General features: G+C 55.5%; 18 protein-coding genes. 14 read left to right on the top strand and 4 right to left on the bottom strand.

Annotated elements, in window-relative coordinates; genetic code table 11:
- Positions 1-276 precede the first annotated feature (276 nt).
- The 7 genes from AB1598_02845 (at position 277) to AB1598_02815 (ending at position 7414) form a co-directional block, all read left to right on the top strand.
- On the top strand, positions 277-1398 hold the full coding sequence (locus tag AB1598_02845; protein ID MEW6143935.1) for an efflux RND transporter periplasmic adaptor subunit: 1122 nt from the start codon (positions 277-279) through the stop codon (positions 1396-1398).
- Entirely contained in the window at positions 1395-2648 is a 1254-nt protein-coding gene (locus AB1598_02840) for an ABC transporter permease (protein MEW6143934.1), read from the top strand. The genes AB1598_02845 and AB1598_02840 overlap by 4 nt, the downstream gene beginning before the upstream one ends.
- Positions 2645-3307, top strand: coding sequence for an ABC transporter ATP-binding protein (locus AB1598_02835; protein MEW6143933.1), 663 nt, complete (start codon positions 2645-2647; stop codon positions 3305-3307). Before AB1598_02840 ends, AB1598_02835 begins: the two co-directional genes overlap by 4 nt.
- Positions 3308-3328: 21 nt before the next feature.
- On the top strand, positions 3329-4357 hold the full coding sequence (locus AB1598_02830) for a zinc-dependent alcohol dehydrogenase family protein (protein MEW6143932.1): 1029 nt from the start codon (positions 3329-3331) through the stop codon (positions 4355-4357).
- Between the two features lie 33 nt (positions 4358-4390).
- Positions 4391-5959: a CHAD domain-containing protein gene (locus AB1598_02825; protein ID MEW6143931.1), complete on the top strand. Its 1569-nt coding sequence runs from the start codon at positions 4391-4393 to the stop codon at positions 5957-5959.
- Positions 5960-5971: 12 nt separating this feature from the next.
- Positions 5972-6730: an AAA family ATPase gene (locus AB1598_02820; protein ID MEW6143930.1), complete on the top strand. Its 759-nt coding sequence runs from the start codon at positions 5972-5974 to the stop codon at positions 6728-6730.
- Positions 6731-6943: 213 nt separating this feature from the next.
- Positions 6944-7414 (top strand): CYTH domain-containing protein, encoded by a 471-nt coding sequence (locus AB1598_02815; protein ID MEW6143929.1) that lies wholly within the window; start codon positions 6944-6946, stop codon positions 7412-7414.
- 152 nt (positions 7415-7566) lie between these two features.
- Here the strand turns inward: AB1598_02815 and AB1598_02810 are convergent, their stop codons facing one another.
- From AB1598_02810 to AB1598_02800, 3 genes are all read right to left on the bottom strand, one after another.
- Complete coding sequence (locus AB1598_02810) at positions 7567-8877, bottom strand: hypothetical protein (GenBank protein MEW6143928.1); 1311 nt, start codon at positions 8875-8877, stop codon at positions 7567-7569.
- Between the two features lie 193 nt (positions 8878-9070).
- On the bottom strand, positions 9071-9313 hold the full coding sequence (locus tag AB1598_02805; protein MEW6143927.1) for a type II toxin-antitoxin system ParD family antitoxin: 243 nt from the start codon (positions 9311-9313) through the stop codon (positions 9071-9073).
- Positions 9314-9916: 603 nt separating this feature from the next.
- Positions 9917-10366 (bottom strand): transcriptional repressor, encoded by a 450-nt coding sequence (locus AB1598_02800; GenBank protein ID MEW6143926.1) that lies wholly within the window; start codon positions 10364-10366, stop codon positions 9917-9919.
- 149 nt (positions 10367-10515) lie between these two features.
- On the opposite strand from AB1598_02800, the gene AB1598_02795 reads away from it, so the two are divergent.
- The 4 genes from AB1598_02795 (at position 10516) to AB1598_02780 (ending at position 15083) form a co-directional block, all read left to right on the top strand.
- Positions 10516-11145 carry a bifunctional 4-hydroxy-2-oxoglutarate aldolase/2-dehydro-3-deoxy-phosphogluconate aldolase gene (locus tag AB1598_02795; GenBank protein MEW6143925.1) on the top strand — a complete coding sequence of 210 codons (630 nt, stop codon included), beginning with the start codon at positions 10516-10518 and terminating at the stop codon, positions 11143-11145.
- A gap of 72 nt (positions 11146-11217) precedes the next feature.
- Positions 11218-12720 carry a glycogen synthase GlgA gene (gene glgA, locus AB1598_02790; protein ID MEW6143924.1) on the top strand — a complete coding sequence of 501 codons (1503 nt, stop codon included), beginning with the start codon at positions 11218-11220 and terminating at the stop codon, positions 12718-12720.
- 169 nt (positions 12721-12889) lie between these two features.
- Positions 12890-14587 (top strand): DUF6600 domain-containing protein, encoded by a 1698-nt coding sequence (locus AB1598_02785; GenBank protein ID MEW6143923.1) that lies wholly within the window; start codon positions 12890-12892, stop codon positions 14585-14587.
- A gap of 103 nt (positions 14588-14690) precedes the next feature.
- Positions 14691-15083: a hypothetical protein gene (locus tag AB1598_02780; GenBank protein MEW6143922.1), complete on the top strand. Its 393-nt coding sequence runs from the start codon at positions 14691-14693 to the stop codon at positions 15081-15083.
- Between the two features lie 707 nt (positions 15084-15790).
- Here the strand turns inward: AB1598_02780 and mqnC are convergent.
- Complete coding sequence (gene mqnC, locus AB1598_02775) at positions 15791-16873, bottom strand: cyclic dehypoxanthinyl futalosine synthase (protein MEW6143921.1); 1083 nt, start codon at positions 16871-16873, stop codon at positions 15791-15793.
- A 661-nt stretch (positions 16874-17534) separates the two neighbouring features.
- On the opposite strand from mqnC, the gene AB1598_02770 reads away from it, so the two are divergent.
- From AB1598_02770 to AB1598_02760, 3 genes are read left to right on the top strand one after another with little or no spacing between them, the layout of a single operon-like run.
- The gene (locus AB1598_02770; GenBank protein ID MEW6143920.1) at positions 17535-18962 is read left to right on the top strand and encodes a transglutaminase-like domain-containing protein; all 1428 of its coding nucleotides are present in this window, start codon (positions 17535-17537) and stop codon (positions 18960-18962) included.
- 1 nt (position 18963) lies between these two features.
- Positions 18964-20748: a tetratricopeptide repeat protein gene (locus tag AB1598_02765; protein ID MEW6143919.1), complete on the top strand. Its 1785-nt coding sequence runs from the start codon at positions 18964-18966 to the stop codon at positions 20746-20748.
- 29 nt (positions 20749-20777) lie between these two features.
- Positions 20778-21548 (top strand): DUF4292 domain-containing protein, encoded by a 771-nt coding sequence (locus tag AB1598_02760; protein ID MEW6143918.1) that lies wholly within the window; start codon positions 20778-20780, stop codon positions 21546-21548.
- The last annotated feature ends 51 nt before the right edge of the window (positions 21549-21599 follow it).

Below are 21599 nucleotides of genomic sequence, written 5' to 3'. Positions count from 1 at the left end.
TGGATTATATTAAATAATTATAATCAAGTTCCGTGCCGCAAAAAGAACTTCCCAATGTTTATGGCATAAAAGGCTAAAAATCGAATTTACGGCTATAATTATTCATGTCCGTTGTAAGATTTTTTGACAGATAAATGATAGAATATATCTCGTGAGCGGGTTCCATGACGGCTTTCCATACACCGAAAGTCCAGGACGCGGCTCCCGCAGGGGCGGTTTCAGTCCGCTTACATGAGCCTCACGATAATACTCAATTGCAAGCATCCGGGTGCATAGATGAATAGACGGTACATTTTTATTCTCGTTGCGGCTGCGGCCGTTCTGCTGATCGCATACATATTCCTCTTTCCGGGGGGCGAACAGTCAAAAGAGGCGGCAAAGGTCGAAAAGAAGAGGTATGTCAAGTCCGTTTACGCCTCGGGCTACGTGGACAGCGTGAACAAGGTGCAGATAAAGCCCGAAGTGTCCGGCTACATAGACCGCATATACGTGAAGGAGGGGGACAAGGTCAAAAAGGGCGAGGTTATCGCGACTATCAAGAACGATAAGCTGAAGGAGCAGCTCCGCGAGATTTCCGCAAAGAGGGAGCTCATAGAGGGGAGGATGAAGGAGGACTCGCCATTCCTCAAGGCTCTCAGGGACGAGATAGCTATATGGAAGATGAACACGGAGATTGAAAGGAGGAACTTCGAGAGGAGGGAGTCGCTTTACGGCAAGGGGATAATTTCGAAGGAAGACTACGACAAGTCGAAGCAGGGGCTCGAGGTCACGGAAAAGACGCTCGCGAAATCCCTCGAAGCGCTGAACGACCAGCTCGCGTCACTCAGGTCCGAGCTCGAGTCCTTCACGGCGGCCGAGCAGGCGGTCGTCAGGGAGATGGAGAAGCACGAGATAAAGTCCCCTGTAGACGGCGAGGTGCTGAGGAAATTCGCCGAGGAAGGGGATTACGTGAACTCCGTGCTCAAGGACGACATACTCTTCTCACTCGGGAACCCGGGTACGCTCGAGACCGTGCTCTCTGTCGACGAGGAGTTTATTCCGCTGATTAAGCCCGGCGAGAAGGTGCTCATAACGACGGACGCTTATCCCGGCAAGGTGTTCGAGGGAAAGATAAGGGTGATAGAGAGGGAATCGGACAGGGTCTCCCGGACCGTCAAGGTCAAGGCCGATACGGATTATCCGCCCGACATACCGGTCGGGATAACCGTCGAGGCGAACATAGTGGTTATGGACAGGGAAGGGCTCTTCATCTCGAAAGAGGCCTACAAGGACGGATACATAGAGGTCGTGAAAGACGGGAAGAAGGTCAGGGTGCCGGTCGAGGCCGGGGTGGAGGAAGACGACTACATAGAGATAAGGGACGGAGCCCCGGGGGGCGAGGAGACCCTCACCCGTTGAGGTCCATACTGTTCATCGCGTTCAAGCTGCTGACCGAGAGAAAGAGGCAGGCGCTCGTCTCGACGGCCGGCGTGGCGATAGGCGTGGCCGCGTTCATAGCCATGAGCTCCGTAATGAACGGGTTCCAGATCTACTTCATAAAACAGGCAGTCGACATCAACGCCCACATAACCCTCAAGATAGAGGAATCGGACGACCCGGACAGGATACTCAGGGCCGCTTACGGGGAAGACATAGTCGCCGACGTCCTGGGCTCCAAGCCCAAGGACCTGAAGGACAAGATAATCGGCTACAAGCATTACATAGACAAGTACGAGAAGGACGAGAGGGTCGTCGGCATCGCCCCTCACCTGACGGGACAGGCTATTATCAATTACGGCACCAAGGACAAGACGGCGAACCTCATCGGCATCGAGCCCGACCTCGAAAGACGGGCGTCGGTAGTGGACGACTATATAGAGCTCGGAAACCTGGACAAGATAGTAACCGACAGGAACAGCATAATAATCGGAAAGCTCCTCGCGAGGGATCTCGGGATAAAGGAGCCGGGGAAGAAGGTGACCCTCGTTTCGCCGAGCGGCGGCATATACACGCTCAAGGTGGTGGATTTCTTCAACTCCGGCATAACGAGCCTCGACCAGTCGAGGGTCTACATTAACCTCCGCACGCTCCAGGCGATACTCGACAAGCCGAACCAGGTGAACGAGCTCATTATCAAGGTTAAGGACGTAAATCAGGCGGAAAGCCTTGCGGGCGAGATGACGGATGACACGGGGTATTTCGCCGAGAGCTGGCAGAGGGCGTTCAGCAACTTCCTCCAGATATTCAAGATGCAGAACTGGATAACGTACATGATGGTGTTCGCCATACTGATAGTTTCCGCGTTCGGAATATTCAACATCATGATGATGACGGTGCTCGAAAAGAAGAGGGACATAGCGATACTCAAGGCCATAGGTTACGAGGACGGGGAGATAACGAGGATATTCGTATTCCAGGGGCTCCTCGTCGGCCTCATAGGGGCGCTGCTCGGCTGTCTCCTCGGCTATCTCATAGAGGTATGGCTCGCGTCTCTCAGGTTCGACATCGTCGGCATAATCAGGGCGAGCGGGTTCGTGCTCGACAGGAGACCCAGGTACTTCGTGCTGGGGTTCATATTCGCGATGATATTCGCGTTCTTCGCCTCTTTCTACCCGTCCTGGAGGGCGTCCCGCCTCTTCCCGGTCGACATATTCCGGTCAAGCGTATGAGCGTAATCCTCGAAGGAAGGGACATAAGGAAATCCATAGGCGAGAACGAGATACTGAAGGGAATATCAATTCAGATCTCGACAGGGGACTTCATAAGCATAGTAGGGGCCTCGGGCTCGGGCAAGAGCTCGCTCATGTACATACTCGGCCTACTCGACTCGCCCACTTCGGGCGAGGTGATAATCGACGACAGGAAAGTAGATTTCGGCGACGCCAAGCTCCTCTCGAAAATAAGGAACAGGAAGATAGGGTTCGTGTTCCAGTTCCATTACCTAATCACGGAATTAACCGCGTTCGAAAACGTGCTCATACCGATGCTCAAGAACGGAGAGGGCGACGGCGCGCGCGCCAGGGAAAGGTGTCACGAGCTGATAGAGAGCCTCGGGCTCAAGGGCAAGGAAAAGCGGAAGCCCTACCAGCTCTCGGGCGGAGAGCAGCAGAGGGTGGCCATAGCGCGGGCGCTCGCGAACGACCCGGAGATAGTGATGGCCGACGAGCCTACCGGGAACCTCGACTCCAGGAACTCCGCCATGGTCATGGACGTGTTCCTCGAGCTCAACGAAAAGGGGAGGTCCGTACTGATGATTACTCACGAGATGTACCTCGCCGAGATGACGAAGAAGGTGCTCGAGATAAAGGACGGGCTTATAGTGAGCTGAGTGTTATCGGAGGATGTTCCGTTGAAAGCTATGCTTCTCGAAAAGATAGTCTCCCTTCACGACGACAATGATCCGCTCCGTCTTGCCGACGTCAAGCCGCCGGCTCCGGGTCCGGGCGAGGTGCTGATAAGGATTTCCGCCTGCGGGGTCTGCCACACGGAGTTAGACGAGATAGAGGGGAGGACGCCTCCTCCGAAGCTCCCCGTAATACCGGGACACCAGGCTGTGGGTTTCGTAGAAAAAGCCGGAAGCGGCGTGACCACTCTCAAGGAAGGAGACAGGGTAGGCGTCGCCTGGATATTCTCCTCATGCGGAAAATGCGCCTATTGTCTCGAAGGAGACGATAACCTCTGCCCGGAATTCAGGGCCACGGGCAGGGACGCGGACGGCGGGTATGCGGAATACATGATTGCAAAGGAAGGCTACGCATATCCGATCCCCGAAGTATTCACCGACACTGAAGCGGCGCCGCTCCTGTGCGCGGGGGCCATCGGATACAGGTCGCTGAGGCTCACGGGCATAGAGGACGGCCAGACGCTCGGTCTTACCGGCTTCGGCGCTTCGGGACACCTCGTGCTGAAAATGGCGCGTTACTTGTATCCCAATACCGGGATATATGTCTTCGCGAGGAGCGAATTGGAAAGGGAGTTCGCGAGGGAGCTCGGGGCCGCATGGGCGGGGGGCACGGATGACGCCCCTCCTCAAATGCTTGACGCCGTGATAGACACGACACCCGTGTGGAAGCCGGTCGTCGAGGCGCTCAGGAGCCTCAACCCCGGAGGGAGGCTCGTCATCAACGCCATAAGGAAAGAGGACTCCGACAAGGAATATCTCCTCAAACTCGATTATCCGTCTCACCTCTGGATGGAGAAAGAGATTAAATCGGTCGCGAACGTGAGCCGGAGGGACGTTAGGGAGCTGCTTGAGCTCGCAGCCAGGGTCCCGATAATTCCCGAAGTCGAGGAATACCCGCTCGAAGACGCTAACCGGGCGCTCGGCGAATTGAAAAAGGGGAAGATAAAAGGGGCGAAGGTCTTGAGGATGGTATAATGTATCTATCCGGGCGATTTACCCCGTTTATCCATGAATCCGGCGAAAGAAGCGAGTGGCGACAAGTCAGAATATTTCGTACTTAGCAGTCCCGGCGACCGTGAAGTCATACTCGCGGGCATAGGGAGCAATCTTACTCTCGCGCCTGACAGCTCCCGCGATATGGAAAGGGTCTTCCTCGACACATTCGATCACAGGCTCTACAGAAACGGGCAATTATTGTCGAAGGAAGGAGAGCGGTACGTGCTGCGCTCATCCGGCACTGAAATGGACCTCTCGTCTCCTTACTCCGATACGGACGGACGCCCGAGGTTCTGGCAGGATTTCCCCGACGGCCCTTTCCGCGAAGCGCTGCGCCAGGTCATCGATATAAGGGCGCTCGTACCGCAAGTATCGATAAGAAGCGCCGCGACGCGGCACAACGTCGTCAACGAGGACGAGAAGACCGTAGTGCACCTCGCTTTCGAAGAGATAGAAGTCGCTGAAAACGGCTCGGGGAAGGTAACCGTCCATCTTCTCGAGGCGGCTCCGGTCAGAGGCTATGCGGACGAGTTCGACGATATAATACGCCGCCTCGCCGGTATGGGTATCGAGCGCGCGGACGGAAACATATTCTCGATCGCGCTCGGCGCCGTGGGCAAGACGGCGGGGGACTATTCATCGAAGGTTACAGTCAGGCTCGAGCCGGACATGCCTTCAGGGGATGCGCTAAAGATGATCCTCGGGAGCCTCCTAGAAACGATGAGGAAGAACGAAGAAGGAATTATAAAAGACATAGACACCGAGTTCCTCCACGACTTCCGCGTGGCAGTGAGGAGGACGCGCTCGGCGCTAACTCTCATAAGAGGCATATTCCCCGAAAGCGTGAAGGAGGAATTCAAGACGGAGTTTGCTGCGATAGGGAGGAAGTCGAACGAGCTCCGCGACCTCGACATATATCTGCTGAGGAGGGAACGGTACACGGAGATGCTGCCGCCCGCGTTAAGACCGGGTCTCGGCCCTCTCTACGATATTATCGCGAGGGAGAGGGAAGAAGCTCACGAAGGTTTCGTCAGCGAGCTCGCATCCGGCTCCTACAGGCGGAGCATAGAGGCGTGGGGAAAATTCCTCAACGAGCCCGCGGGGGCGGAAGACGAGCTTCCGGATTCTGGCGCGCCGGTAATAGACCTTGCGAAAAAACGCATACGGAAACGGTACAGGAAAGCCGTGAAGCTGGGGAAAGATTTAGACGAGAGCTCCCCGGACAGGGATTTCCACACGCTCAGGATCGAGTGCAAGAAGCTCAGGTATTATCTCGAGTTCTTCGAGTCCCTCTTCCCGGCTGATGAGATAAAGGCGGCCATACGGCACCTGAAACAGCTACAGGACAACCTCGGCGATTACAACGACATGCACGTCCAGCAGGAGAGGCTGAAGGGCTACATATCCAAGATGGACCCGGCTGCCGAAGAGGGGAGGGACAGCATCGCCGCCGCGGGCGGCCTGATATCGGAGCTCTATCTAAAGCAGAAGGAGCTCAGGGCCGAATTCCACGCGCGGTTCGAGGAGTTTTCGGGCGACGATATGAAAGCCCTGTTTGAAAAATTGTTCTCCGGCAATTAGAGTATTCACCCTATGATCACGCTCGCCCTCTACAGCATGAAGGGCGGAGTCGGCAAGACCGCGGCCGCGGTAAACCTCTCGTATCTCGCTTCGGCCGGGGGATACCGCACGCTCATCTGCGACCTCGACCCGCAGGGCGCCTCTTCGTATTATTTCCGTATAAAGGCGTCGCGCAGCTTCAATTCGAGCAAGTTCGTAAAGGGCGGGAGGATCATCGACGAAAACATTAAGGGAACGGATTACCCGAACCTCGACCTCCTGCCGTCCAAGCTCTCATACAGGAACCTCGACATCGCGCTCGACGGGATGAAGAAATCGAAATTCCGACTGAAGAGGGTATTCAGCGAGGTCACGCACGAGTACGATTACTTGTTCCTCGACTGCCCGCCGGGAATATCGCTCGTATCCGAGAACGTGTTCAACGCCTCGGATTTCATATTCGTCCCGCTCATTCCGACGACGCTCTCGGTCATGACGTACGAAAAGCTCCTCGATTTCTTCGCGAAGAAGGAATACGACGCGGGGAAGCTGTACGCCTTTTTCTCCATGGTGGAGACGAAAAAGAGCCTCCACAGGGAGATCATGGAGAAGATCGAGTCCGACGGCAGGAACGTGCTCAGAACCCACATACCGTACCGGTCGGACATAGAGAGGATGGGGGTCTACAGGGAGCCTGTGACCGCTTACCTCCCGCATTCGGAGTCGGCGCATACGTACGCCGAACTCTGGGAGGAGATGAGGGCGATAACGGGGAAGGGGGCGGAGGGGTGATTCCGCAAATGTTTATGAAGCGAGTATGAGGCATGTATCATTGCGATCTCTTCTCTTTTTGTCATGCTGAACTTGTTTCAGCATCTCGTCTTTTCATGAGATTGCTTCGCTCCGCTCGCAAAGACAAATTATTGTAAGAGCGGCTTTCCTGAATTGATCCTGAAATAAATTCAGGACATGGTTCAGGGTGACAGTAAAATAAGAAACTACCTCATGGCGAAAGAGATTGAGAGAAAGTTTCTCGTGAAGGAGATGCCTAAGGGGATAGAGAGCTGTCCCGCGAGCGGGATATCGCAGGGCTATCTCGCAGTCTCCGGCGACGGGACGGAGATACGGATACGGAAAATAGGGGACAGGTACTACGAGACAGTGAAGTCGGGGAGAGGGCTCAAAAGGGAAGAGGTCGAAGTCGAGCTCAGCAGGGAAGCGTTCGAGACCCTCTGGCCGTGCACCGAGGGGTCGAGAGTCGAAAAGACGCGGTGCGAGATACCGTGCGGGGAGCACGTGATAGAGCTCGACGTATATTCAGGCGCGCTCGATGGACTCCTGGTCGCGGAGGTGGAGTTCAAGTCAGTCGAGGAGAGCGCACGGTTCGTTCCGCCCGAATGGCTCGGGAGGGAGATAACGGACGACGTAAGGTACAGCAACAGGAGCCTCGCCGTTTACGGGAGGCCGGAGGAGTGATAAGTGCCTCAAGTTTGTTCGATTGTAAGAAAAGAAAAATCCTCCCTATCCCTCCTTTTTCTAAGGAGGGAATTAATGATATTTCACGCTCACGGACAACCCCGTTCATCCTAAGCCAATCGAAAGATATGTGAATTTATTCAGAAGAACCTTCACTCCGCGCCGAACGGGTCCTTCATATCCGGATGCCAGAGCTTGAAGTGGTTCTTGTGGAGCTCCGTGTACGCTCCTTCGGTGTAATACTTGTCGTAGAACTCGAGGTCGAGATGGTGCGCCTGGAATACGAGCCTCGTGAACATCGGGTCGAGGAACGCGGGGAACCTGCCGTAATTCTCGTAGACGTATTTGCAAAAGTCTTTGACTATCTCTATCCTGACCTCGCTCGGGTGATATTCGTCGGCGAGCACGCCTTCGGGGTTACGGTAAGGGTAGGGGTTGTCCTCCTCCCAGAACCTCCCCCTCATGCGGAGGAACTTGTCCACGGCCTCGCCCATATCCTTGACGTATGGCGGGCACAGGGCTTCGAAAACGCCGTCCCTCCCGACAGGCACGGGCGGTTTCGCGCTGCGCACGGTCTTCTCCGGCCTCGTGAACCTGAACCCAAGCCCCTTGTAATCGGGATGTACGCCGAGCGCGTAATGGGGGAGGAGCCCCGTGAACGCCCATCCGCCGAGGCCCAGACCTTGCAGCGCGAGGTTCATGTTCTGGCATATGAATGCCTGCTCGACGTTGAGGGTCGTTAGAACCCTCAATTCGAGATCGAATAGCGAGAGCTCGACGTCCTTTCTTATGTATCCCTTCTCGATCCACTTGTCGAGGCCGCACGACCTGCCGCCGTTAAGCTCGTCGATTATGTTGAATCCGTATTTCGCGCCGAAGTATATGAACAGCAGCACCATATACTCGACCGTGGTGTTCGTAACGGGGACGAAGAACGTGGTCCCGGGCTTGTTGCAGTTCCACGCGTTGAAGTCGAAGAGGCCGGGCTCGCCTTTCGGCAGATTCGCGCGTCCGTCCTCTAGCTTGATCCGGTTCTTCCTGAAGAGCTCCATGACCTTCGCGAGCTTCTCGTCGTCTGTCATGCCCTGGAATATGAGGCTCTTTCCTTCCTCGGGCAGTACGTCGTGGAGCCTCACCATGTAGACGCCGCTGTCGTTCGTGTAGAAGAGCTCCGTAGAATGTGAGTTGCAGGAGCAGGGCCAGCTCCTGCCCGTCCACTGGAAGAGCCAGGAGATGCCCGTGCGGGGGAGGTCGCCTAAGGAAAGCCCCGTCATGCCCGTGCCGGCCCATATGAGGAACGCCTCTTCCAATTCGGAGAGGGGGACCGGATCGTGCCGGGACTTGTGGGCGAGAGTGCCCTCCTTTATCTCCATCCCGAGGCCGAAACGTCTTGACCGCCTCGTGAATATGGCGTCCATGAATCCGAATCCAAGCGCGGCCTCTAACCCTTCGGGAATGCTCATAACGGTCTCCTATTCAGCTTTTGAGAATAGGATTACACAATTATGGGGGGAATGGGAATAGGGTCTGAACGAGGAAATAATGACATGCTTCGACAAGCTTCCTGCGTCGCTAAGGCTATGCCGGACAAGCAGCATGAACGGTTTTTTAGATTTCCGATCGATGTCGGGAACAACAGGAATATCAAGGTTGGTATCAAGCGGGGTCTTCAGTATCCAGTTCTTCTATCAGCTCCTTCAGGGAATAATCGACGAAGCCGCTCTTCTCGCCTTCTTTAAGGGCCCGGCGCAGTGCGTTTAGTTTGGTTTCCCGCTCTTCGAGCAGACGAAGTCCCGCACGTATGGCTTCGCTTGCGGATGAGAACCTTCCTTCCTTGATTTGCTGTGCTATGAATTCCTCGAAATGTTTGCCGAGCGTCACACTGGTGTTTTTCTGCATTGTATGTTCCTCGCAAGAAATATTATACCAGAAAGTAATATTTATTGGTATAAATGAAATCACCATAAAAAATTTAGATTCCCGATAAAGATATTCGGGAATGACAGAAAAAAAGTAAAGAAAACAAGAGATTTCTCCCGTTGTTCGAAATGACAAAGTAGGATGGGATGTTTGAAAGAAGGAGCGGAGTAGGGTCGCGGCTGGCCTGTCCTGAACCATGTCCTGAATTTATTTCAGGATCAATTCAGGAAAGCCGCTCCTACGGGTACGGTGCAGGATGCAGGATTCACGATGCAGGATGAGATTCCCGATCGGGGTCGGGAATGACAGATAGTTTAATGTAAACCCCCACCCGAACCCTCCCCCTTGGTAAAGGGGAGGGATATTAAAAAGGAAAAGGTCAAACATATAGTCGACATAAGTTATATTATCGGACATTAGTTTCATGCCGCTTTGAGAGATGGAAAGATTTTCAAACAACAATCTGTATTGTTTTGTGAACCTATTAATTGGGGAGAATTTAAAAACGAGATGCTGAAACAAGTTCAGCATGACAATACTTTTTGGATTCCTTATAAAAACATTCGGGGCGGAAAACAGCGCTCAGCTGTCCTGGCAAACCTTGCAGACGCCGTTGAGCAAAATAGAATAGCCCTTTATGTGGTAATCGCCAAGCGTCTTGTCGGATACGTCGAGCGTCGAGAGAGACTCGTCGTAGAGGTCCTCAACTTTCTTGCACTCGATGCAGACTACGTGGTTGTGAGGGGTGAGGTTCGCGTCGTAGCGGGCGGCGTTGTAGAGCACGTTGACGACGGATATAAGCCCCAGTTTCTCGAACGTCTCTAAAGTCCTGTAAACAGTGGTCAGGGAAATATTCGGGTAATAGTCCTTTATCTTCTTGTATATGGTCTCAGTGCTCGGGTGCTGGTCGGTCGAAGCGAGCTCTTTATATATGGCTATCCTTTGCGGAGTCACCTTGATGCCGAGCTGCTTGCTCCGCTCTATAAACTCGCTCACGCGGTCCCTTATCATCTCATCGGTAATAAATCCCATGTAATACTCCCTCGCGAATAATTATACATGATAAAACATGCGTTTAAAGAAATCAATAAGGCATGGCAATTAATGGATAAATTTCTCAGCGCAGGTCCACGTCGCCGAAAAACTTGCATCTCTGCGCCCCAGTCTGTTAACTTGTAAATGTGAAGAGCCTCGAAGCCATAAGAAAACACAAGGTGTTCGCCGTCATACGCGCGGAAAACGCGGAGTCGGCGCTCGATTTCGCGGAGGGGTGCATAAAGGGCGGGCTCAGGCTTATAGAGATAACATTCTCATTCCCGGGCGCGGAGGAGGCGATATCCGCATTGAGCGGGAGGCTCGGCGTTCTCGTAGGCGCGGGGACCGTGCTCGATATCGACATGGCGGAGAGGGCGAAGAAAGCGGGGGCCGCGTTCCTCGTCTCCCCTCACACTGACAAGGATCTCGTAACTTTCGCAAAGGAAAACACACTGACGTCCATACAGGGCGCTTTCACGTCCTCAGAGATCGTGAACGCGTGGAAGATGGGTGTTGACATGGTGAAGATATTCCCCGTGAGCGCCGTAGGCGGGCCGGCTTACGTGAAGGCGATAAAGGACCCGCTGCCGTTCGTCGAAATCATGACGACGGGCGGCGTGGGGCTCGACAACTTCGCGGATTTTATCAAGGCCGGAGCTTCTGCAGTCGGCGTTTCGAGCGCGCTCCTCGGGAAAGGGGGGAGGATAGATGCGGACGCTATCGCCGAGAACGCCTCTAAATTCGCGGCCAAGCTGAGGGATCTCGACAAGGGGTGAATGTATCCCGGTAACTGGTAATATAAATGTGTAAGTCATCTTCAGTCTCGTTTGTCTCGCATTGACCGAAAAATGAAAATACTGTTCGTCGCCTCGGAAATGGACCCTTTCGCCAAGGTGGGCGGCCTCGCCGACGTCATAGGCACTCTCCCCAAGCGGCTCGCCTCGCTCGGCTGCGAGGTGAGGGTGGTCATACCATATTACAGGAGGGTCAGGGCCAATTTGGCCAAGCTGGGAATAAAGCCCAGGACCGTATCGAAGGAGCTCGTGTTCTGCCTCGACTGGCTCCCGGCTAGGGGGCGGATCAAGGAGATCGAATCCGAAGGCGTTTACGTCGACTTCCTCAAGAACGACGAGCTCTACGGCAGGAAATACATATACTCGACCCCTCAGGGCGACTTCGCGGACAACGACCTCAGGTTCGGATTCCTCTCCCTGGGCGCGCTCGAGATAGCGAAGGCGCTCGACTTCAAGCCCGACATCATACACTGCCACGACTGGCAGACGGCGCTGCTCCCGATATGCCTCAGGTGGAGGAAGCACCTGAAAGACGACCCCTTCTTCAAGGACACGAGGGTCGTGTTCACTATCCACAACATCTCCTACCAGGGGCAGCACGAGAGAGGCCTGCTCGACAAGTTCGGTCTCCCCGAATTCCTGTTCACATCGCAGGGACTAGAGTTCTACGGCAAGGTCAACCTGCTCAAGGGCGGGATAATATACTCGGACCTCGTCACCACCGTGAGCCCCACCTACGCGTCCGAGCTCAGGAAGAGGGAATACGGCTACGGACTCGACCCCGTGCTCAAGTGGGTGTCGAGGAACAGGGACAACCTCATCGGAATACTTAACGGAATAGACTACGAGAAATGGGACCCGCAAAAGGACGGGGCTATACGCGAGACATACGGCCCTGATGCTCCCGACCGGAAAAGGAAGAACAAGGAGGCGCTGAGGGAGGAGCTCGGCCTCGACCCCGACGGGGACAAGCCGCTCCTGGGCGTCGTATCGAAGCTCACCGAGCAGAAGGGCATCGACCTCGTCCTAGAGTCCATACCCCAGATACTCGACCTCGGCTACCAGGTCGCCGTCGTGGGCGCGGGAGTGGAGAGGTACGAGAACATGCTGGAGAAGGCGGGGAAGAGGTGGAAGAGGAACCTCTCCGTCACGATAGCCGTGAACGACAACGAGCTCGAAAGGCGCGTCTTCGCGGGATCGGACATGTTCCTCATACCTTCACGGTTCGAGCCCTGCGGCCTGGGGCAGATTATAGCCCTCAGGTACGGCGCTATTCCGGTCGCGAGGGGGACGGGCGGGCTCCTGGATACGGTCAGGGACTATACGGAGGACGGGGAGAAGGGGAACGGCTTCGTCTTCTACGAATTCTCCAAGGTCAGCATGCTGGACGCGCTCCTGCGCGCGATAGCCGCGTACGAGGACAAGGACAAATGGCGGGAGCTCATTTCGAGGGGCATGAGGGAGGACTTTTCCTGGAGGAGCTCGGGGAAAGAGTATCTGAAAATCTACCGCGAGCTTCTCGAGAAAAAGGAACGCGTAACCAGCCAGAAAAACTGATACTTCCGGCGCTTAATGCTCCGCTTAACACCACGGCGTAACTGTGTAATATTCCACAAAAATCGCGTTTGTGTGCAATAGCATACATTTTTAAAAAACGCATAACTTTTTCTACCTGAACATGGTTTGATATGGTAGCTTCTAACATAGGGAGTGCGTATAAAAAACAATGAAACACAAGGTCATGGTTTTCGTTTTGGCGCTCGCGTTATTCGCGGGCGTGGGGATGATGGAATATGAGGAGAAGGCGCACGCCGACACCGCGTTCAGCTTCGGCCTGTTTTATAACTCGCTCGGCGCTTACGGCTCATGGGTGCCGATAAGCGGTTACGGTTACGGCTGGTATCCGACAGGGGTCGGCCCCGGGTGGCAGCCTTATCTCAACGGCCAGTGGGTGTGGACCGACCAGGGATGGGCATGGTCCTCCTACGAGCCCTGGGGATGGGCGACCTATCACTACGGCAGGTGGATTTACGACAGCTATTACGGCTGGACGTGGATACCGGGGACGACATGGGCACCCGCGTACGTCTCATGGTACCAGGCGCCCGGATACTACGGCTGGTCTCCGCTGCCTCCGGACAATAACTTCTTCATCGAGATCGGAATAAGCTTCGTAGATTACGATTACGGGTATTACGGCCCGTACTACGGGGGTTATGGCGGCTACTACGGCGGGAATTACGGATACAAGCACTGGAAGCACAAGAAAGGACATTACTACGACAACGATTACTACGCACCCGGCGAGCACTGCGTGTTCGTGCCTGAAGACAAGTTCACGAACAGGAACGCGAAGCTAGTCGCGCTCGACAATGACCATAAGTTGACCGTGATGCGTAACGTGAAGAACGTTACGAACATCAAAGCCGAGAACAACAAGATATACAACTTCGGCCCCGAGAAGTCCAATATAGAGCGCGCGGTCAAGGGAAAATTACAACCCGCGAACCTGGTCGACTCCGACCTCGCAGACTTGAGGGCCGGAAGGAACGGGAAAAATCTGGACGGAAACAATTACAAGGTATTCAGGCCGAGCATAGAGAAGAAGGAAGGTGAAACGCCTTTTAACAGCCAGGGCTTCGGCAACAAGAACATATGGACGACGAGGGACAACAAAAACACGGGGACCAAGAACAGCCTTACGGATACCGGTGACAACAAGGGGAACGGCCTCGTCCAGAAGAGGGACGCAAACACCGGCCGGAGCAATCCCTTCGGCAAGAACTACGGTAACGCCGCGCCCGACGACTACGGCGTAATAAAGAAGGATACGGGCAGGCTCAAGAGCGGCGCTCAGTACGAGACGCCCAAGCGCGGCAAGACGGCCGGGGATACGTTCATACCCGCGAATAAACCGGATAAAACGGACAGAAAGCCGTCCACGGTGACGAACAGGAAGAACAATGCCTTTAACGACCCTTCGATGTATGACAACCAGAGTGGCATGAAGAGCAACGTAGAAGCGAACGACAGGCTGAAGCAGAACCGGGCCCCTGCCGCAAAGCAAAAGCCGGTTGACAGGAACCCGTACGGTTATCAGCCGAATAATTATCAGCCAAACAACAAGTCAATGAACAGGTACCCGAAACCCGGTCAGGGGCAGGCGTACAAGAGGACTCAGGCACAGCCGAGAAGCAACTACAATCCTTACCAGTACAACGTGCAGAAACAGCAGCCGCAGTACAGGCAGTCTCAGCCGAGGCAAAGCAAGACGTCCGTCAACCGGAAGTCGAGCGGGTCCGACAACAACAGGTACATTAACTCGAGCCCCCGGCAGTATACGAGCCCGACGCGGAATTTCAGCCCGGGGAACGCGAGATCGTATAACAGCAACTCGTTCGTGAAGGGCTCCGGGAATAGATAAACAGTATCAGCGGTCTTCCGAATCCCGACCGCGTAATCTGAAGAGTGGATAATGAGGGGGCCGCCGTGAATACGCCGGCCCCTTCTGTTATTATATCCACCCTGTGAGCGAATCTCCCTACAGCGCAATCCGCATACACGTCTCCCAAATAGACGAGTTCCTCGCATCGAGGTATATCGAAGCGGGCGGTGGCCCGCTCGCCTTCTCCGTGAGCGGCGAAGGAGGCGAAGGGAACATCTCTCTCACGCCGGTCGCGGCGGATACCGTGCCCGAGGGCGGGGAGGGGGTCGATTTCGAGCTCTCGGCATGCGAGTGCGGGGGTCTCGGCGCCGACGAGGCCGCCGTGTATGTAGGGAGGCCCGTATATACGAGCTCGGCGTACGTGCTCTTCGATTTCCTGATCGGGCATTTCCGTTCCTTCGACTGCTCCGTCGAATTCACGGGGAACGCGTGGAAGGTAACGGCGGTGAATGCGGCGGACAATGTCCGCTCATAAACGATTCTAATGGGATGCCTCTGCTTCTCGAACCGGCGTCCGGCGAAATCCCACTTGAGCTTGGCGGGTGAGAGTGGGCGATCTCGCTTTTATTCTAACTGTAGGAGCGCCATTCCCGTATCAAGTACGGGACAGGCCTGGCGCGAACTATTTTCTGCCTGTCTTTGCGAGGGAGCGCTTTATCCCGGCGTAGCTTTCGGGCGAAGCCGGATGCGACCGCGGCAATCTCATGATGAGACGAGATGCTGAATATTTTGGTTTGATAAACGGATAAGCGGAGAATAGTTGCATTATTGGATTCGGCCAATTGCGTTCGGTTCTTACGCTTGCTCAGAACCGTAATTCAGCATGACAAAAAAAGCGAGATCTCCACGACCATGATCCTGAAACAAATTGAGGACAGGCGTAGGGAATTAAAAAGCAAAAGATGAGATTGCCGCGCCTTCGGCTCGCAATGACATGAAGTAATCGCGGCTGGAAGCCGCTCCTACATTTATTTTTCGTTCCCCCTTTCGTAAAGGGGGATGCAGGGGGATTTGAAATAAAAAATGAAAAATCCTCCCTTACCCTCCTTTTTCTAAGGATGGAATTGAAGACATTTTCCCCCTTTGGAAAAGGGGGATGAAGGGGGATTTAGTTTTTCTTTCGATGGAGATAGAGAAAGATAGGATTCCCGGCTCGTCATTGCGAGTGCGTAGACGGTGGAATCAAAACCGGTGGAGGATTTGGTAATAGGTGTCCCTCTGGGCGGGGACGAACCCTGCCGACCTTATCATGTGTACGAGCTCGTCCACGGTAGAGCGGAGCTTGTTCTCGGCGCAGCAGAGAACGTTCTCATCGAAGAGTGTGCCGCCCAAGTCGCTCGCGCCGTAGAACATCGAGAGCGAGCCTATCTTCGCCCCCTGCGTGAACCACGAGCCCTGAACGTGAGTGAAGTTGTCGAGGTATATCCGCGAGAGAGCCAGTACCCTGAGATACCTGTCCCCTCCGGTCTCGTTCGGGAGCTTCCTTTCGAGGAACGTGTTTTTCGGCTTGAACGTCCAGGGTATGAATGCGAGGAAGTTCCCCGTCTCGTCCTGGAGCGCGCGTATCCTGTCGAGGTGCTCGAGTATGTCCTCGTCCTCCTCGTAGTGCCCGAACATCATGGTCGCGGTCGTCTTGAAGCCCGTAAGGTGCGCCTCCCTCGTGACCTTCATCCACTGATCGGCGTCTATCTTGAGGGGGCTTATCTTCTTCCTCACGCGGTTGGACAATACCTCCGCGCCGCCGCCGGGGATCGTCCTTAGTCCCGCCTCCCAGAACCTCCTTAGCACCTCCTCTGTCGAGAGGTCCGAGTATTTCGCTATGGCGCTTATCTCTGGGGCCGAGAACGCGTGGAGGTGGAGGCCCGGTATCTCTTCCTTCGTCCTCCTTATTATGTCGAGGTAGTAATCGAGCGTGATCTCGGGGTTGTGCCCGCCCTGCAGCAGCACGGTCGTGGCCCCGTTGTGATAGGAAGTCCTCATCATCTCTATCACCTTGTCCACGCTGTGTGTGTATGCGTCGTGCGCGCCGGGGGGACGCCAGAAGGCGCAGAAGAGGCATTCGGTGTCGCAGACGTTGGTATAGTTCGGGTTGGTATCGGCGACGAAGGTGACTACACCTTCCGGGTGGTGCTTCCTCCGCACATAGTCCGCGAGCGAGCCCATCCGGGTGGTATCGGCGTGCTTCAGGAGTTGGAGACCCTCGTCCCTTCCTATCCTCTCTCCGGCGAATACCTTTCCGAATATGTCCCTTACTTCCATATACATTCTAGTGAACCTAATATGGGCCGGGGTGTCAATCGGGGGAGGGGGAGGCCGACTCATCCTCCCTATTGATTCCCTCCCCCTAGAGGGGGGAGGGGGGATAAAAAAAGACGAGATTGCCGCGCTTCGTTTCACTACGCTCGCAAAGACAGATTAGACCATCCGCAATCCGACAGACCCGCAGACCCTATACCCCTGCGGATGTGGCGGATGGCGGATGAGTGGGGGTTCGAACTATGTATGGGACCGATGGGACATACGAGCGGGGTGTATACCGGGACCATGTGTCCCGTCCGTCCTATGCTTGAGAGAATGGTACACCCTCACCCTTTACCCTCTCCCCTCAAGGGAGAGGGAACTAATGTGGCTCGCAATGACAACCTTGGACTTTCCACACCCCGCCGCCAAAGGGGGTATATAGGGTTGGCGGTGGCGGCGGGCACACAATGTGTGCTCATGTACAACTCTCTTGAGACTCCTCTGCTCAACCTGCTTTGTCATTCATTTTTCTTGTAATAGAACGATTAACTGACAAACTGACACATCTCCCGGGTATATACCGTTGCAGGACTGTCAGTTGTCAGTTCCCGGAGGATCTTACTATGCTCCGTAATCCGCAAAAAGGTTGAGACCGGGGGAAAAGCGTGTAGATTATTCACGTAACATGACAACCCCTAGAGGCGCATCGATACCCGCCCTTATCCTGTCCGTATTAATAACTATTCCATGCGCTTACGCCGTATCATCCTCTGAAAACCTGCTCTACATATATTCAGGCGGTAAGAAAATAGGCTACTCCTACGATTCCGTCAAAACGGAAGACGGCGTAACCGAGGCATTAGAGGAGGCGAGGATCAGGGTCAAGCTCCTCGACAACACACAGGACGTCGAGACGAGGGCGCTTTACAGGCTGAAAGACGGCAGGCTCGCGTCGTTCGATTTCAGCTTCACGTCCCCGGCGGGGAAGGTGACGGCCCTGGGCGTGAGGGAAGGGGACTCCATGCGGGTCAGGATGAAGACGCTCTCGGGGGACTCCGAGCTCGTCTTCGACGTACCGCCCGACCTCATACCCGCCTCCATGCTGCCCGCGGCGCTCATGGCGGACTCTCCGTCGATAGGCCGGGAGTATATAGTTCCCGTGCTCGACCCCGTAACGGTCATAGCCTCGTCGCCTCCGGGGAACTTCGACACGGTGCACAAGATAACCGGAAAAGAGAGAGTCGAGGTCCCTTCATTAGGCGCGGTCGAGGCGTGGAAGGTGGAGTCGCTGCTTTCGGGCGCGAAGGTGACCTCCTGGATCACGGATGGAGGGGTGCTGGTCAGGCAGTCGATGCCTCCCGGCATGACCGCGCTCAGGGACGAGGGCGGCAGGGTGTCAGGGGACGGTATTTCCGCGCTCGATATAGAAAGCGCAACATCAATTCCTTCAAACGTCACGATAAAAGACCCGAGGGGTCTCAGCTACATGAAGGCCGAGATAGACGGCATAAGCGCCGGGGACGGCTTCGACCTCTCGGACGGCTACAGGCAGTCCTTCGACGGCAAGACAGTCTCGATACGGGCGGGCGACCCTTCGTCCCTGAAGCCGTACAAGCTGCCCAACAAGGACCCTCGCTTCGCCCCGTACCTCGCCACCGAGAACCTCATACAGAGCGGTGACGAGGAGATCGTATCCAAATCGAAGGAGATACTCGGGGAAGAGGAGGACTCGCTCAGGGCCGCGGGCAAGATCAACGAATGGGTCTTCACGAACCTGAAAAAGACGGGCTCGGCGGGCATTCCCAACGCCAGGGACGTGCTCAGGACGGGCTCCGGGGACTGCAACGAGCACTCGGCCCTTTTCGCCGCGCTAGCGAGAGCAGCGGGAATTCCTACGAAAACGGTGTCAGGTACAATATATCTCGACGGGAGATTCTATTACCACGCGTGGAACGAGGTGTACGTCGGGGAGTGGGTGGCGGTAGACCCCACCTTCGGCCAGGTCCCCGCCGACGCGACGCATATAAAGCTCGTCGAAGGGGACTTGAACGAGACCTCGGTCATCATGAACGCGGTGGGTAAAATAAATCTCAAGATCCTGGAAGCCTCCTGACATGGAATTCAAGATTAAATCCGTATATTCAGCCGCGCTCGCGATCATCATACTGATTCCGTCCCTCTTTTCCTGCGCCCATACGGCGACGGTCAGAAGCGACCCCGCCAAGGCCGACGAGCCTTTCGTATCGCCGGAAGCGCCCGGGAACGAGGCGTACTATCACTTCGCCGTTTCCCGCATGATGTATCTCGACAACAGGCTCCCCGAATCACTCGCCGAGCTCGAGCTTGCGGAGCAGCTCGACCCCTCGTCCGCGTACCTCAAATACAACCTCGCGCTAGTCTACATGTCCACGGGCAGGATGCAGGACGCGCTCGCGAAGCTGGAAGAGTCCATAAAAGCCGACCCCGGGTTCGCTCCCTCGTACACCGTACTAGGAAAGATATACGCATCGTCTCAGGACCCGAAGGAGAGGGAGAAGTCGGTCGAGATACTGGGGCGCGCCGTCGAGCTCGACCCGGACGACGCCGAGTCGCTCCTCTTCCTCGCTATCATGGACACGGAAGCGGGGAAATACGACAGCGCCGAGGTCAAGTTCAGGAAGATAACGGAGCTCTACCCCGACAACGAGAAGGGTTACTTCTTCCTCGGCAAGCTCTACTACGAGAAGGGAGACTACGCCCGCGCGGAGGAGAATTACAAGATGGCGCTAGACATAAACCCGAGCTTCGGCTCGGCTCTGATCGAGCTCGCCATAGTTTACGAGCAGCAGGGGAGGATCAAGGAATCGGAGCGCGTATACCAGGACGTCATAGTCCTCTACCCCCACAGTCTCGAGTCTTACGTGCGGTACGGCAATTTCCTCTTCAGGGTCAACCGGATGGAGGAGGCGAGGAAGCAGTTCGAGAAGGCGGAGGGGATGGACTACCAGAACCCGGATCTCAAGCTCCGGCTCGGCCTCCTCTACATCGAGTCGGGCGATTACGACAAGGCGATAGAGGAGTTCAGGCTCATACTCATGGGCAACCCCGACGACGACCGGGCGAAATACTACCTCGCACTCTGCTACATCGAGGCGGGTAAATACGACGAGGCCGTCCGGATACTTGACTCGATACCGCAGTACTCGGAATTCTACGACGAGAGCCTCGTCCAGAAAGCTTACGTATTCGAGAAGCGGGATATGCTGTCCGAGTCCATGTCGCTCATGGAGGAGGTCTACGGGCGGGAGCCCGACAACGAAGTGATCGTGAATTATCTCGGGAGCGTCTACAGGAAATCGGGCAGGAACGAAGACGCCGTAAACCTTTACAGGAAATTCCTCGAATCGAACCCCGGCAGCGAGACCATATACTACTCGCTCGGCGTGACGTACTACCTCATCGAGCGCGAGCAGGATTCCATCAACACCATGAAGAAGCTCATAGAGATGAACCCCCGGCACGCGGACGCCCTTAACTTCGTCGGTTATACATACGCCGAGCAAGGAGTCAACCTCGACGAAGCGGAGTCGCTCATCAGGAAGGCGCTCGTCATTTCGCCCAACAAGGGGTACATACTCGACAGCCTGGGCTGGGTCTACTACAAGAAGGGGAAGTACGCCGAGGCCGTGAAGCTGCTCAAGGAGGCGGCCGCGCTCCAGTCGGACGACCCCGCCATACTCGAGCACCTGGGGGACGTTTACAGGGACATGGGGGACACGGAGAGAGCGATCGAGTACTACAACAAGGGCCTCGTGATGCTCTACGGCGTCAAGTCCGACAACCCCGAGGACATTGAGCTCAGGGACAGGCTCAGGCAAAAGATAAATCAGCTGTCGAAAAATCCCAAGATACAAAGCTAGAATTGAAACACGGATACAAGAGATACTTCATGATCGGCCTGCTCCTCCTTTCCGCTTCGTGCGCGCGGAAGGAGGCCGCGGTAGATGTTGCGGGCGCGGACCCGGGCGCGATAATCGACAAGATCGGGCTCCTCGAGAGCGGGGTGCGATCGCTCAAGGGGCTCGCCCGCGTGAGGATCGAGACCCCTTCGGACAAGGTCTCATACACGCAGGTCACGGTCGCCGAAAGGCCCGACCTCATAAGGCTCGAAGCGCTTAACCCGTTCGGCAGCACGGTCGGGTTCATCTCCTCCGACGGGAGGCACATATACATAATATCCTCTGGCGAAAGGGGCGTGTACGACGCGGGTGAGGAATTCGACCTCTCGTACGTCTATCCGGGGCTGGATATACGGATAACGGCCGAGAGCCTAGTGAGCCTCGTGATGGGAAGGCTCCCGTACAGGATCTACGAAACGGAATCAAAGCCGGCGGTCGCCTCGGACGCCGGGATGATAAAGCTCACATGGAGGGACGGGGGCGGGGGGGTGGAGAACGCGCTCTGGGTCAACGGCGATAACTACAGGGTCGAGAAGGCCGAGTTCTCGATGGAGAACGGCGACAGGGCTCTCCTCAATTACGAATATTTCGACGGGCTCGTCGACGGCCACTATTTCCCCCGTAAGATCGATTTTGATACCGGCGGGCTTTCGATTACAATTGTGTACGAGCCTGGCGTCGAGCTCAACGGGGGCGTGGACAAGGCCCTCTTCACGCCTCAGGCGGCGATTGAAAAATCCGGCGCGCAAAATTATAATTAGTGCTTATGACAATTCATGCTCACTCTCGGCCGAGTACAACGGAAAAAAGTC

Source organism: Thermodesulfobacteriota bacterium (assembly GCA_040754335.1).
GTDB lineage: Bacteria > Desulfobacterota_D > UBA1144 > Nemesobacterales > UBA2774 > 2-12-FULL-53-21.
This window is presented reverse-complemented; position numbering and strand designations above follow the sequence as displayed.